Origin of the sequence: Commensalibacter communis (assembly GCF_947179015.1) — a bacterium.
Lineage (GTDB): Bacteria > Pseudomonadota > Alphaproteobacteria > Acetobacterales > Acetobacteraceae > Commensalibacter > Commensalibacter communis.
The window spans coordinates 335,199-350,020 of record NZ_CAMXCM010000001.1 but is presented as its reverse complement, the minus strand read 5'-3'; the positions used below and the strand labels follow the sequence as shown (position 1 = coordinate 350,020).

12 protein-coding genes are annotated in these 14,822 nt (G+C 38.1%); 5 read left to right on the top strand and 7 right to left on the bottom strand.

Annotation, left to right across the window (positions count from 1 at the left end):
• Positions 1 to 30: 30 nt before the first annotated feature.
• The 4 genes from hrpB to PQG54_RS01645 all read left to right on the top strand — a co-directional run bounded on the left by hrpB (position 31) and on the right by PQG54_RS01645 (position 6,263).
• A complete protein-coding gene (gene hrpB, locus PQG54_RS01660) occupies positions 31 to 2,514 on the top strand; it encodes an ATP-dependent helicase HrpB (protein ID WP_271789204.1) in 2,484 nt (827 codons plus the stop codon).
• On the top strand, positions 2,514 to 3,761 hold the full coding sequence (locus tag PQG54_RS01655) for a S1C family serine protease (RefSeq protein WP_271789205.1): 1,248 nt from the start codon (positions 2,514 to 2,516) through the stop codon (positions 3,759 to 3,761). Before hrpB ends, PQG54_RS01655 begins: the two co-directional genes overlap by 1 nt.
• 232 nt (positions 3,762 to 3,993) lie before the next feature.
• On the top strand, positions 3,994 to 5,088 hold the full coding sequence (locus PQG54_RS01650; RefSeq protein ID WP_271789206.1) for a transporter: 1,095 nt from the start codon (positions 3,994 to 3,996) through the stop codon (positions 5,086 to 5,088).
• Between the two features lie 170 nt (positions 5,089 to 5,258).
• A complete protein-coding gene (locus PQG54_RS01645) occupies positions 5,259 to 6,263 on the top strand; it encodes a hypothetical protein (RefSeq protein WP_271789207.1) in 1,005 nt (334 codons plus the stop codon).
• A gap of 7 nt (positions 6,264 to 6,270) precedes the next feature.
• Here PQG54_RS01645 and PQG54_RS01640 read toward each other — a convergent pair whose 3' ends face one another.
• The 6 genes from PQG54_RS01640 to PQG54_RS01615 all read right to left on the bottom strand — a co-directional run bounded on the left by PQG54_RS01640 (position 6,271) and on the right by PQG54_RS01615 (position 12,449).
• The gene (locus PQG54_RS01640) at positions 6,271 to 6,663 is read right to left on the bottom strand and encodes a DUF3293 domain-containing protein (protein ID WP_271789208.1); all 393 of its coding nucleotides are present in this window, start codon (positions 6,661 to 6,663) and stop codon (positions 6,271 to 6,273) included.
• Between the two features lie 4 nt (positions 6,664 to 6,667).
• The gene (gene rodA / locus PQG54_RS01635) at positions 6,668 to 7,822 is read right to left on the bottom strand and encodes a rod shape-determining protein RodA (RefSeq protein ID WP_271789209.1); all 1,155 of its coding nucleotides are present in this window, start codon (positions 7,820 to 7,822) and stop codon (positions 6,668 to 6,670) included.
• A 44-nt stretch (positions 7,823 to 7,866) separates the two neighbouring features.
• The gene (gene mrdA, locus PQG54_RS01630) at positions 7,867 to 9,792 is read right to left on the bottom strand and encodes a penicillin-binding protein 2 (RefSeq protein ID WP_271789210.1); all 1,926 of its coding nucleotides are present in this window, start codon (positions 9,790 to 9,792) and stop codon (positions 7,867 to 7,869) included.
• Between the two features lie 14 nt (positions 9,793 to 9,806).
• Positions 9,807 to 10,388 carry a hypothetical protein gene (locus PQG54_RS01625; RefSeq protein ID WP_271789211.1) on the bottom strand — a complete coding sequence of 194 codons (582 nt, stop codon included), beginning with the start codon at positions 10,386 to 10,388 and terminating at the stop codon, positions 9,807 to 9,809.
• Positions 10,385 to 11,299, bottom strand: a complete 915-nt coding sequence (gene mreC / locus PQG54_RS01620) for a rod shape-determining protein MreC (protein WP_271789212.1) — start codon at positions 11,297 to 11,299, stop codon at positions 10,385 to 10,387. Before mreC ends, PQG54_RS01625 begins: the two co-directional genes overlap by 4 nt.
• 106 nt (positions 11,300 to 11,405) lie before the next feature.
• Positions 11,406 to 12,449, bottom strand: coding sequence for a rod shape-determining protein (locus PQG54_RS01615; RefSeq protein WP_271789213.1), 1,044 nt, complete (start codon positions 12,447 to 12,449; stop codon positions 11,406 to 11,408).
• 520 nt (positions 12,450 to 12,969) lie between these two features.
• Between PQG54_RS01615 and PQG54_RS01610 the strand changes: the two genes are divergently transcribed.
• Positions 12,970 to 13,245: a hypothetical protein gene (locus tag PQG54_RS01610; protein WP_271789214.1), complete on the top strand. Its 276-nt coding sequence runs from the start codon at positions 12,970 to 12,972 to the stop codon at positions 13,243 to 13,245.
• A 165-nt stretch (positions 13,246 to 13,410) separates the two neighbouring features.
• Here PQG54_RS01610 and PQG54_RS01605 read toward each other — a convergent pair whose 3' ends face one another.
• Positions 13,411 to 14,334: an N-acetylmuramoyl-L-alanine amidase family protein gene (locus PQG54_RS01605; RefSeq protein ID WP_271789215.1), complete on the bottom strand. Its 924-nt coding sequence runs from the start codon at positions 14,332 to 14,334 to the stop codon at positions 13,411 to 13,413.
• Between the last annotated feature and the right edge of the window lie 488 nt (positions 14,335 to 14,822).

Sequence of the window (14,822 nt, the reverse complement as noted above, 5' to 3'; positions counted from 1 at the left end):
CTTCTTAATAATTTTGTCGTCACAAATTCTATGTTTAGTATATCAAATATTTCACTTCCTATCCAACATACACTTCCCGATCTCTATGAATATTTGAATCAACATTCAAATGTGATTTTAGTTGCCCCTCCTGGAACAGGTAAAACCAGCCTTGTTCCGTTGGCATTATTGGATGCGCCTTGGAAACAAGGAAAAAAGCTGATTATGCTGGAACCTCGCCGTATTGCCACCAGAGCAGCAGCAAGGCAAATGTCCTATTTGTTAAATGAAGAAATTGGACAAAAAATCGGGTATCGAACCCGTATGGATAAAGCAGTCAGTGCCAATACTGAAATAGAAGTCGTTACCCAAGGATTATTTTTAAGACATTTGCTCAATAACCCTCTATTAGATGACATTGCTGGAATAATTTTTGATGAAATCCATGAACGCTCATTAGATGCTGATTTATGTTTAGGGCTATGCCGTAATTTACAACAAAATCTACGTCCTGACCTTCGCCTGATAGCAATGTCGGCAACGCCATCTTTGAAAAACTTACAAGAAATTCTGCAATGCGATATTATCGAAAGTAAGACAGACTATTATCCCATTACGACACATCATCGCAAAAGAGATTTAACCCATATCAGAGACCTTCCCTCTGTCATGGCTGCACAAATTACCGAAGCCTATAAAGAAGAACAAGGCAATATTCTCGCCTTTCTTCCTGGAGCTGGGGAAATCCATAAAACAATGAATCTTCTTTCTCTGCCCAATGCTGAGGTCCTTCCACTTTATGGTGATTTGCCTGCTACAGAGCAAGATAAAGCCCTGCGCCCAGTCACACCTCAAACACCACGCCGCATTGTTCTAGCAACCTCTATTGCAGAAACCTCTCTAACAGTTCCAGGTGTGCGCATTGTGATTGATGGCGGATATCGCAGATTACCTCAGTTAAATGCAGATACAGGATTAACACGCTTGCAAACGCAACGTATTTCAAAAGCTGCTGCAACCCAACGCGCGGGGCGTGCAGGACGTGAGGGTGCAGGTGTTGTTTATAAATTATGGACACAAGCCACAGAACGTAGCTTACCACTACATGACCGCCCTGAAATACTCGAAGCTGAACTTAGTGAATTTTTACTGGTTTGTCAGACATGGTCAGATATTATGGGAACAGACATCACTGATATTCCTTTTCCTGAAAAACCCTCTTTGGGTGTCATCGAAGCTGCAAAAGAGCTATTAGTTTTATTAGGATGTTTGAACTCAAAAAATCATATCACTCCTTTTGGTCAAAAAGTTGCACAATTTGGTGCCCATCCTAGATTAGCCAGCATGATGTTAAGCGCACAATCCGATGAAGAAAAAGCTCTGGCTGCTGATATCGCTGCACTATTAGAAGAACGAGATCCTTTGCGTCACGAAGAACCTGCATCGGTTGATATTCAATCTCGTTTAATATGGATGCGCAATCAGCCAAATTCAAAAAATGACCAAGGATTATGGCATCGCATTCGTAAAATTAGCCAAGATTATCGTAAAAGACTACGTATTTCTGCTACTCACCCCCCTGCACTTAACCCATCTTTACTTATCTGTGCAGCTTTTCCTGATCGTTTGGCTCAAAGACGCAGTGAAATTGGATCTTTTCGACTGGCTGGCGGTGGGGCAGCGCATTTATCCCCTCAAGACCCTTTTGCAAAAGAAAGTTTGTTAGCGGTTGCCAGCGTTCATGTGTATAAACGCACCAATATTTGCTTGGCGTTTCCTGTTAAATTACAAGCATTGTCCAATTTTATCGATCAACGTGCTGAGATTGAGCAAGAAACAACATTAGATAGTATCAGTGGCAAAGTTATTCTACGTGAACGCCTAAAATTTGGCAGATTAACTTTACAAGATCGCAATATCCCTGCCTCCTCTAAAGAAGCTGTGCCTATCTTGCTACAGGTTGTTGCAAATAATTTATCGAAACCCCTTGATTGGAATGAACATAGCAAACAATTACAAGCCAGATATGCCCTCGCCCAATCTGACTTTGGATTTTCAGCTTCACCCAATTTATCTGATGATGTATTAGCAAAAACATGTAAAGAATGGCTTCTTCCCTGGATGAATGGCATCACTAATCTTGCGGAAATCAAACAACTCAATGTCGTAGAAATGCTGGAAGCCTATTTGGGATATACACTCTGTCAAGAACTGAATAAGCTCTTACCAAAATCTATCTCATTCAATAATCACAAAATTTATATTGATTATACGCAATCAAGACCTACAATTTCTGCACCAGCCAAATATTTTTATGGTATAAACACTACTCCCAGCATTGCCAAAGGGCAAATTACATTACAATGTTGTTTATTATCCCCTGCTAATCGTCCACAAGCGATTACCAGTGATCTACAAACTTTTTGGAACGAAGGATGGAAAGATATGAGAAAAGATATGAAAGGACGGTATCCAAAGCATCATTGGCCAGAAAACCCTGGAAGCATTTCTTCTGCAACAGAGCGTAAATCCTAATGAAACTGTTTAAATCCTCTTCATTTCCCTATTCTCACATCGCATATAAAACTATCTTATTGATAGGTATATCGAGCGTCCTGGCTGCTTTATATGCTTACTCTGCTGGCGCACAAGAACAAAAGCAAGATTTAAAAGACAAGATTGTTAAGGAAAACACTGCTCCTGCTCCTGCTCCTGCTCCTGCTCCTGCTCCTGCTCCTGCTCCTGAAAAAATTATTCCTTCTGATGAATTAGCAAAGACCTCACCTTTATTGGTGGAATATGGACCATTGACTTTTTCCCCATTGGTAAAAAAAGTCGTTCCTGCAGTTGTTAATATTGCTGTTTCTCAAAATGTACCCATTAAACATCCCAAGAAAATAATTATTCCTCCCTCTGTCAGAGGAACACCACTAGAAAAAGAATTTCGACAAAGGCAACACCAACAACAACAAAAAATAACAGAAGCTGGGTCTGGGTTTATTATTGATCCCAGTGGAATTATTGTCACCAATACTCATGTTATTGGTGATTCAAGTGATATAACCGTTTCGTTGCAAGATGGAACACAACTTCCTGCCTCAGTGATCGGAAATGATTCGTTAACTGATATTGCCGTTATTAAAATCAATGCACATCATCCTTTGCCTTATGTCAAATGGGGAGATAGCAAAAGAGTTGAAGTCGGCGATTGGATTTTAACCACAGGAAACCCTTTTGGACTGGGATCTTCTGTCACAGCTGGGATTGTTTCTGCTCGAGGTAGAGACATTGGATCGGGTCCCTTTGATGATTTTTTACAACTTGATGCCCCAATGAACCCTGGAAATTCAGGTGGCCCCTCTTTTAACCTAGCAGGGCAAGTTATTGCATTAAACACCGCAATTGTTTCACCAACGGGAAGTTCTGTCGGGATTGGTTTTGGTATTCCCTCCGAAATCGTTGCCCCTATCGTTACCCAACTTTGTAAAACTGGATTTATTGATCGTGGATGGCTTGGGGTGACTTTGGGCGATGACGACAGACGTGATGGCGTACGTATCGTTGACATCGATGCCAAAGGTCCTGCTTATGATGCAAAAATCAAAGTTGGAGATCGAATTGAAATGATTAATTCACAACATGTTGATACCGTTCGTACTTTTATGAAAACAGTCGCCATGGCTCATCCTGGCTCAAAAATAGAATTGCTAATCAAACGCAATAAACGAAAATTTAATATCGTTACTACTGTTGGTCATCGCCCAAAGGATGCCGATAACTAATATCTTAAAATTTACATATAATCTTGAATAGTTAAGTATTATTTCTATATAAATTCACATAATACGAATTATTGTGTTGTATATTCACACAAGCTGTCAGAAATAAAATCTGTATGTTTTTTTTCATATAGTATTTTTATTTTATATTCATTAGCTTGATATATTCTGTTACTACTCAACGATTGCTCATCGTTTCAACCTTAATTTTTTCCCCATTTTTGGAGACAGGCTGATGCGTTTTTTATTTAAAGACCCTTCACAAACATTATCCTCAAATTATACTCAAAAATTTAAAATCTCTTTTTTATCTATGGGCTTTTTATGCGCATTAGCACCCAGCAGCCATGCTAAGTTAACAAAAGATTTTTCTGCGATTACACCTGTTCCTTCAACAAATGCAGCTACTGATACAACGACACTAAATAAATCATCTAATGTCAGTATTTTGGATATTCAAAGATATACTGGATCTTTGCTCTCTCCTTCTGGTGCGGTAACACAAGCTGGCGCACTGATGATGGAGCCATATTTTCAATCCACCATCAGTCGTGGAGGATATTTGAATAATGGTCGTGTCAGAAGTAATAAATACAGAACAGACTCTGCCGACAGCTTTCTATTGATCAAATATGGCGTGACGAATAATCTTAGCGTCCAAATTACACCTCAAGTGAACTATTATTGGAATGGCAGAACAACGTCGAGTACTGTTCATTTTTCCGATTTACCTGTGGAGTTTCAATATCGATGGATTGATCAAAATAACAAAAAATATATACCAAGCTTTACGACTTATCTTGGCATGATCTTTCCAACAGGAGATTACACGAATCTTGGTAGAGCACTTGACGCAGCGGGAAGTGGTTCTTATGCATTACGTTTCGGCGTACAAAGCCAAGCAGCCTATGATATCAATAACCATGCTTTACGGGTCAGATTATGGGGAGTGGCTAGAAAACCATTAACCTCTGCTGATATTCGTGGCATCAGCAATTATGGCACTGATATCGGATACAGAGGAAATGCCAAATCGGGTTTATACGGTAACTGGGGTTTTTCTTTAGAATATGGTATTACCAAAGAGTGGGTTCTAGCCTTTGATTTCCAATATGATTGGGCGAAAGGGACAAGGATGAGAGGTGCTTATACCAATGGCCCATTCGAACGTTACGTCAGTGCCGCTTCTCATGACATTCAAATTGCACCAGCAATAGAGTATAACTGGACACCAACTATTGGTGCCATTGTTGGGGCAGCATTAACCATTGACGGTCATAACACTAACGATTTTGTTCAACCTCAATTCGCCATAAACTTTGCATTTTAATAAATTAAATTTAAGAAAGATCATTCGATATTCAATTTTCTTTCTTAAATTAATAGCCAACTATTTCACACTTCAACTTTACTTTAATAGTGATAGATAACTATTTCCTTGTTGATTATATCAGGTAATAATTAATTTTATTTAAAATTGTTACGTATCAGGGATCTTATATGATATCCATCAACAAATATCGCTATATACTATATATTCAAACTGTTTGTATTATTTCGTATACAATCCTTACAAATGCCGATGCTCAAGTAACGCCACCCTCTCAACAAACCACTAATACTTTGAATGAGCAACGTTATACAGGCTCTTTGTTATCCCCCTCTGGGGCTATGACAACAGCAGGTTTATGGGCTATTGAACCCTATGCCCAAATAACGATTAGCCGTGGTCGATATTTATCAAATGGTAATGTACAAAATAGTAAAAATAGAACAGATAATTTTATTAATTTTACTTTAGTAAAATATGCCGTTACCAATCATTTTTCGGTTCAAAGTACCCCTCAAATTCGTTATGCATGGAATGGACGCACCACCGCCAGCAGCTTGCATTTTGCTGATCTGCCTGTTGAATTACAATATCGCTTGATTGACCAAAATAATCCAAAATATATACCTAGTCTAACCACAATCTTAGGAATGACTTTTCCAACGGGCAACTATTCCAATTTAGGGCGCTCTCTGGATGGGGCTGGTAATGGCACATATACTGTTCGTTTCGGTCTTCAATCACAAGCTGCTTATAAAATATTTAATCGAGCGTTACGTATTCGCGTTTGGGGAGTTGGTAGGCAACCATTAAACTCCGTCAATATCAAAAATATAAGCAATTATGGCACTTCCTTAGGATATCAAGGGAACGCAAGACCAGGTTTATTTGGCAATACCGGTTTTTCTGTGGAATATGGTTTTAATAAAGAATGGCTGTTTTCTTTTGATTTTGTCTATGATTGGGCACGTGGAACTAGAATACGAGGTACAAATAAAAACGCTGTTTATAATCGTAATATAACTGGGGCATCTCACGATATCCAAATAGCTCCAGCCATTGAGTATAATTGGACACCCAAAATTGGTGCTATCGTCGGTACTGCTTTAACTGTCAACGGACATAACACGAATGATTTTATCCAACCTCAATTCGCAATTATGATGCTATTTTAATCCCAATTTAAGCGAGAAATGTCAGTTTAGATAAACGTTGATGACGGATCATCACAATGGCATTCTGACGAAATTTTCTTGCTAAAACAACAGCTTTTGGCAAAGAAAGCACCACCATAAAAAGAGGTTCAGACACCTCTTTTAAAGATCCTTTACCGATAAAATATTCATATTGCTTTAATTCTTGCTCGAGCTTTCGCATCATTTTTATATTCCAACCCAAAAGTCTTAAACGCCCCCCAGGATTATAAGCACTTAACATAATCAAAGTTGATTGATGTAATTTAGCTGGAATGCCTTTAGGATATTGATTAATTCTGGTTACTACAGAACCTGCTTGATAAAGGCTTTGTTTATAAGCAGCACTTATCTCTAAGGTCGGTGGCAATATGTTTGGCACTTTACTAATCTTTACTTTTTTTTTCCATACCAAAAGTCGAGTCTCGGTGAACTTGTACCGATAATAATAGCCCAAAGCCAAACATCACCGTCAACATCGCAGAACCACCATAAGACACCATCGGTAGAGGTACACCCCCGACAGGAATAGCCCCCATCACCATTGAAAGATTAACAGCACAGTAAAAGAAAAAATTCATCGTTAGTCCCAATGCTAATAAACGACCAAATTGATTCTTTGAACGTATCGCAAAAATCATTCCCCCCAGAATTATCATTAACAATAATCCAATAATACAAATACCACCGACAAATCCCCACTCTTCTGATAACATCGTAAAAATAAAGTCGGTTTGCTTTTCAGGTAAGAAATTTAGTTGTGCTTGAGTTCCATGTAAAAAGCCTTGTCCCCACATTCCCCCCGATCCCAAAGCAATTTTAGACTGAATAATATTATACCCTGCCCCCAAAGGATCACTTTCTGGATGTAAAAAGGTTGTAATTCTTGCTTTTTGATAATCATGTAAATGACTATAAATAAATTCAAACGCAAATGGTAAAGGGCATACTAGCAACAAAATAAGCCATAAACGCATCCCCGCAACAAAGAAGATCGACGCCCCAATACAACCTACAATCACTGCTGTTCCTAAATTGGGTTCCTTTAAGATTAAGGCAACTGGAATTAAGACCAAAATTGCTGGGATAATTAAACGCAAAGGGTTTCCCATCTGCTTCCAACTAATTTTATGAAACCAAGTTGCCAATAACAAAACCAACCCAATTTTCATTAATTCCGAGGGTTGTAAAGCGATCCCTCCGATAACAATCCAACGTTCCGCCCCTTTGCCAACATGACCCATATGTAAAACAGCCAATAGCAACACAATGCCCAAACCATATAAGGGCCACGCCAATTTTGCTAAAAACCTTAATGGGGTTACAGCTACCGAGATCATAACAATAAATCCCACCGCAAAACGCATCATCTGAGGGCGTGCATAAGGATAATCAGCACCACCAGCCGCTGAATAAAGCGCAATATAACCCACACCTGCTAACAGACAAATTAATCCAACATATAGCCAATTAATACGCCATAATTTACCTAATATCTTTAAGTTTGGCTCTGCTCTTAATAAACGTTTTTCAAAAACCATATATTTGACTCTTATTAAAGAAATTAGATAAAGCGTATCGATATTTATTGATCGGAAGATTTGGGCTCTTCTGGCTCTTCAGGTTTTGTTTGCTCTGCTCTTGTTGCTTTATTTGCTGGATCTCGTTGAAGGGTTTTCAACATGATATTTTTTGCCAAAGGTGCCGCAACAGAAGCAGCCGCATTCCCATGCTCCACAACAACAGAAATCGCATATTGCGGATTATCATAAGGTGCAAAACAAATAAATAAAGCATGAGGACGATATTTCCAAGGTAAATTCGCAGAATTAAAATGACCGCTTTCACGCAATGCTCTTGATACTCTTCTGACCTGAGCCGTTCCTGTTTTCCCTGCTAATAATATACCATTATAATCAATCTTCGCTTTTGCCCCAGACCCTCTGGGTTCATTTACAACAGCATACATCCCAGAGCGTACCATCTTTAAAAATTCTGGCTTAATATCAATTGGTTTCCAAAATTCAGAATTTGCTTCTGGAATAAGATTATGGTCTCTTGCGCGAACTAAATGGGGATTAATCATTTTACCAGTTGCCATCCGTGCAGTATAAGTTGCTAACTGCAAAGGCGAAACATGCACAAATCCTTGGCCAATCCCACTGACAATGGTATCCCCAATATTCCAATGATGCCCGTGTTTTTCCCTCCATGCAGGTGTTGGGATCAATCCTGCTTTCACATGAGTTAGCTCAATAGGTAAAGACACACCTAACCCCAATTTTTGGCAAGTCTTATGGATCGCCTCCATTCCAGTACGGCGTGCCACTTCATAAAAATAAACGTCACAAGAATATTTTAATGCCTCATGAAGATTCAAAGACCCATGACCATATTTGTTCCAACAATGAAACCTTGTGCCTCCATAATCATAATAGCCAGGACAATTAATACGCACGTTTTCATTAATAGTTCCAGCTTCCAACGCCCCTAGTCCGACCGCTGGCTTGAATGTAGACCCAGGAGGATACAATCCAGCAACTGCTTTATCCATCAAAGGATTACGTTCATCAGTCATCCATGCTTTCCATTGTGCATGACTAACCCCACTGTCAAACAAAGATGGATCAAAGGATGGATTACTGACCATCGCCATCACTTCGCCATTTTGACAATTCAATATAACAGCACTGGCGGATTCTTCCCCGATTAAATTGACAACATCTTGTTGTAATTGCATGTCAACTGCTAGTTGGATATCTTGCCCTTGTACACTTTCTTTTCTGCCAATTGTTGTAATGATACGCCCAACAGAATCAACCTCTACCTCTACCTCTCCTGCTTTTCCCTGCAACACGTCATCTTGAGTATTTTCAATACCGGCTCGACCAACACGTATACCAGGTAATGCCAAAAATGAATTTGCAGCTACATCTTTTTCATTAGGAGGTGCGACATACCCTACCAAATGGGCTAATAGAGGGCCTGTTGGATAAACACGCTTTGTGCCAGTATCAATCAATACCCCTGGTAAAGTGGGTGAGTTCACTTCAATCATAGCCATTTCATCCCAAGATAAAAAATCCTTTAACATAATTGGAATAAAACGTCTTTGATGATCGACTGCCCACTGTATACGTGCATAATCATGTTCATCTAACGTAATAAACTGACTAAAACGCTCAATAACATCGGATAAATTACTTGTTTCTTCTGGAATTAATAAAGCTCGCCAACTAATTTTATTATTCGCAAGCACATCTCCATAACGATCATAAATACTCCCTCTAGGTGGAGATAACAACCGTTTACTAATCAAATTATTTTTAGCCATTTTAATATATTTATCGCCCTCAGTAATTTGTAATTTATAAAGACGATTAGCTAATAAAGATAAAATTCCCGTTTGCGCTGCTATCAATAATAGGGCTCTGCGCGTAAACACACGGCGCGAAGAATGAACGTCTTGTTGTGCTTGCTTACTGCCGCGAGAGAGTTTCTTTTTTTTCATTTCAACTGTAAAACTTATACTTTCGCAGGATTTGCAATCGTTTGATGTGCCCACGTAAATAAAACAGACAGCAAAGGATAAATGCCAATTGAAAAAATTATTTCGAACAAAAATGAATAATAAGGCACTATTCTTAAACTAAACGCAGATATTAAAACCCATTGCAACAAAAATACTCCCGTTGCAGCAAAAGAAAATATTAACCAAATCAATAAAAAATTGTACTTTACCAAGCGAAAACGTTGTGTCACGCCTATACCATAAATAATCAATAATATTAAAATTACTATTCCTGGCGGTGTAAAATTTAAAAGATCAATCAATAATCCTAGAAAAAAAACCCCAATCGCAGGCATTGATTTAGGTCTGTAGATAGACCAAAAATAAACGGAAGATACAATAATCGCAGGCAATAACTCATTTCTGCCAGGAATATCAAACGGTATCGATAAAAATAATATTACAAAAATTGAAAAAAGCATGGGTACAAACGAACGAACCAACATGTCAATACGTTGGAATCTATTAAATGCTGGTCGTATACCAGGACTTTTACGATCATTTATAATAGTATGTGTATTCTCTTTTTTTATCATTGTTCATCACGTTCAAGCATTGTAGGACTTGCAACGGGACCTTGTCTCACTCTTTTATTCGAAGGTGTAATTCGTCCAGGTGCATCTGGAGGCGTAACCTCTTTATTTCCATAATCAACAATTCTGACGATTCTAAGATGGTCTAAGGGTAGATATGGAACAACGACAGGCTGTCCTTTTTTTATATAATGAACATACCCAATTGGAATTCCCGCAGGCAAAGTATCCCCTTGCCCCTCGGTTAACACTTTTTCTCCTTCAATAGGATGTTTATCTTCTGGATAAAAAATCAGTCTAGGATATAAACTATTATCACCAGCCATTATTGCTTGCGCATGTGATTCAGACAGGCGTATGGGAATACGACTAGAATCATCATTAATTAGTAATATGCGTGCCGATCTATTTCCAACTTCGGTGACTCTGCCAATTAGTCCAAACCCATCCAAAACAACTTGACCGGGATTTACGGCGTGATCTTCACCTAAAATGACTAGAATAGCTTTGTGGTATACGCCACTTACATCTGCAACGACACGGGTTGTGACGAAAGACAACCTGGGCTCTGGTATCCAATGTAACTGATTTTTTAATTTAATATTTTCTTCACTTAGCCCCATAGCAACGTGGTACCAACGTCGAAGCTGTAAATTTTCTTCTTTTAATTTTTTATTGTCTGTCGATAAATTTTGGATATCCTTAAGGCTATGTGCAAGATTATAAATGAAATTAAAGGGTTCTTCTATTAAAGCATATCCAGGAGCCAAAAAATCTGTCACCTTTAGACGCATTGCCTCCACCAATTTGGGTTTAGCTTGTCCTATTAGCATAACTAAACAAGCCATTACGAACAAAAATGGTAATACTAATTTTGTCAAGCCTTGTTTAAGATGAATAGATAAAGGGATCATTTGGACAACCAACAGTTACAGTTGTTTACTTGAATATATAAATAGTGTGTGTTCAATCAACACACACTATTCAATTAATAAAATTGCTTCAATGAACAAATTTAGTTTAATACATTGTTGTTAGAATATTTCTAAGTCGTTTCATTTCTTCTAGGGCACGACCGGTACCGAGTGCAACACAGTCCAAAGGATTTTCCGCAAGAATAACTGGCAATCCTGTTGCTTGACGCAAAACATCGTCAAAACGTGCTAATAAACTGCCGCCACCCGTTAACATAATCCCTTTATCAACAATATCTGCAGCTAATTCAGGCGGTGTGTTTTCTAGTGCAACAGATACACCTTCGACAATTTGTGCGATGGGTTCAGCTAAACTATCCGCAATTTGCTCTTGAGACACCAAGACTTCTCTTGGCACACCGTTCATCAAGTCACGTCCTTTGACTTCGCGCCAAGGACCACCATCAGCAGAAGGGGTTGCTATCGCCGCCCCCAATTCCATCTTAATTTTTTCAGCAGACGTTTCACCAATCAGCAAATTATGATGACGACGAATATATGCAATAATAGCCTCGTCCATTCTATCACCACCGACGCGCACCGAGCGAGAATAGACAATACCACCCAATGAAATCACAGCTACCTCGGTAGTTCCACCGCCAATATCAACGATCATGCTGCCGGAAGGTTCTGTCACAGGCAACCCTGCACCAATTGCTGCAGCCATTGGTTCTTCAATCAACAGAACTCTGCGTGCACCAGCGCCTTCCGCACTCTCTTGAATAGCACGTCTTTCGACCGCTGTCGATCCAGAGGGCACGCAAATAACAATCTGAGGACTGGCAAACATACGACGATTATGCACTTTTTGAATAAAATGCTTAATCATTTCCTCTGCGACTTCAAAATCAGCAATAACCCCATCGCGCATAGGACGAATAGCAGTAATATTGCCAGGAGTACGTCCCACCATATTTTTGGCTTCTTCACCCACTGCTAAAACTTGTTTTTTCCCACGAACTTCAGCAATCGCAACCACTGAAGGTTCATTCAAAACTATTCCACGACCTTTGACATACACCAATGTATTAGCAGTTCCAAGATCGATCGCCATGTCTGCAGACATAAAACCGAACAGACGAGAAAACATCCACCACTCCCGACAGCAAAAACTTTATATGCTTTTAATCAAACTTTAATTAATAATTTCTATAATCACGATTTTGAAATAGAAACACCCAGCCCCTAAATTACAAAGCTCTCTCTTGGAATTACCCATTTGCAACGCTCGGGGCAAGCCTTAATCTTATAAAAAAAAAAGTTTTTTTTAATTTTTATATTTTTTAACAATAAACATTGCACAACATCAACATTGTTACAAAAAAACAACACAAAAGAGATATAAATATATAACCGTAAATAAATAAAATTTGTAGTCAAATTTTAATAAAAAATTCAAATTCATCAAAAAACCTCAACTCTAATGTATAAATAATAAATTCCAATTCTTATAAAGCCTGTATTTTACGACATACTTTATGATTTTATAAAAGAATCGCAATCATTGACGAATTTTAAAAAAAAGCTGCCAAAAATAAGCCATTTTGTTATATTAGATTTGTAAGAGTAGTTGTCTTATGAGTTAAACCTTAAGAGAGAAAAGAACCAAAATGAAGAAAATTTTAAAATCGACTTATGCAGGTCTGGCTGTTGTCATTCTTTCAACATCTTTTTTAACTGCATGTGATAATGGCTACAGTATGGGTGGACGTGCCGGCACAGGCGCATTAATTGGTGGCGGCACCGGTGCAGCCATTGGCGCACTTGCTGGCGGCGGCGGCGGTGCTGCTATTGGCGCATTAGCTGGTGGTGCTCTTGGGGCGGGTGTAGGTGCTGCAACAACACCAAACAGACCTAAGCAAGGTAATTATAACCAAGGTTACTAATAAAAAAAATCTCTATATAATTTTTGAAAAAAACCAAAATTATATAGAGAAAATAAATTAAAAAGATCCAACAAAACATAAATATTTACTTTATAAATAAAGGTTAAATATCATAAATTGTGTAAATGAAATATATCATTTTCTGATATAAAATCAAATTTTTATTTAACCTGTTAAGTGCGTGACGCTTCCACCAATTGCAAAATATCTATCAATAGCTTGACACATCGAGGATGCAATCAATGATCTATATGCTGCTCTTTTTAAAGCTTCTTCGTCAACTCGATTAGACATAAACCCCATCTCCACCAATATAGATGGGATATTAATTGATTTTAACACTACAAAAGCAGCATAACGTTTCGGATTTTGTAATAAACTTACACGGGAATGAAAAGAGCTTACAATATTTCGCGCCATTGCAACGGACTCTTTCTTAGTCTCTAACTTTACCAAACTTGCTAGAATTTTTTGCACTGCAGGTGACGCGACATGTACATTCGCGCCTCCATATCTATCAGCATTGTTCTCCACAGAAGCCAGTGCAGCAGATTGCGCATCAGAAGCATGGTTAGATAATGTATAGACGCTGGCCCCTCTGATTGAATGGTTATTCAAGGCATCTGCATGCATTGAAACAAATAAGTTTGCTTTGTTTGATTGGGCAAAATCAACACGACCGTCTAACGGAACAAATTTATCTGAATTTCGTGTTAATTTAACGCGGTATTTTCCTGTTCGCATCAATTGCTTTGAAAGTTCTACCGCTGTTGCATAAGCTACATGTTTCTCATAAGTTCCAGAATATCCAACTGCACCAGGATCTTTTCCTCCATGCCCAGGATCTAATATGATAACAGGTACATGTGGCCTGGCACGTCCAACAATTGCTGGAGCCTTGCTTTTTACAGTTTGCTTTGTTGAGGTCTTTACGTGTTTTGTAATAGTCGACTTTTGCGAAACCCTATCTACAGCGATTGCAACGGATGGTACAAATAAAGTCACAGATGCTGATAATATAATTCGTCTTGAAATCTGAGGAATAGAATCTTTTATAATCTCATTACAGTTTTTTAAGTTATCGATCATTTTCCTACTGACACTTTTGACCAAATTAATTCAATTGAAACCTTCACTAGCTTATATTGCCCGATTCTTTTGAAGAATTCAAAAAGTTCTTTTTTTAATAAAAAAACTTTATTAGTCTGCAAATAACAAAAAAAACTTTGCGTTGTCATATAATTCTGAGATATTGTTTTCTAGTGGAAAATACTCTGCACCGTAGAGTGGCAAAACTATATGTCAAATCAATATTATTTTGAATATTTATAACAACTTATTTAAAGAGTATCCTTAATGATATCTAAGAGCTAAAACATTTGTTCAACTTTGCTAACAATAACTTTGTATAAATATGAAACAAAATTTAATTTGAGTAGTGTAATTATTTTCTAAATTTGCTAAACAAGATTTTAAGTTTTTTATCTATTTCAGGTAAATTTCATGGTTACGTCGTAAAAAATAATATGAAATGCACGTTCCCATCGCAAATATTACTTTGAAATTATTATTGATTG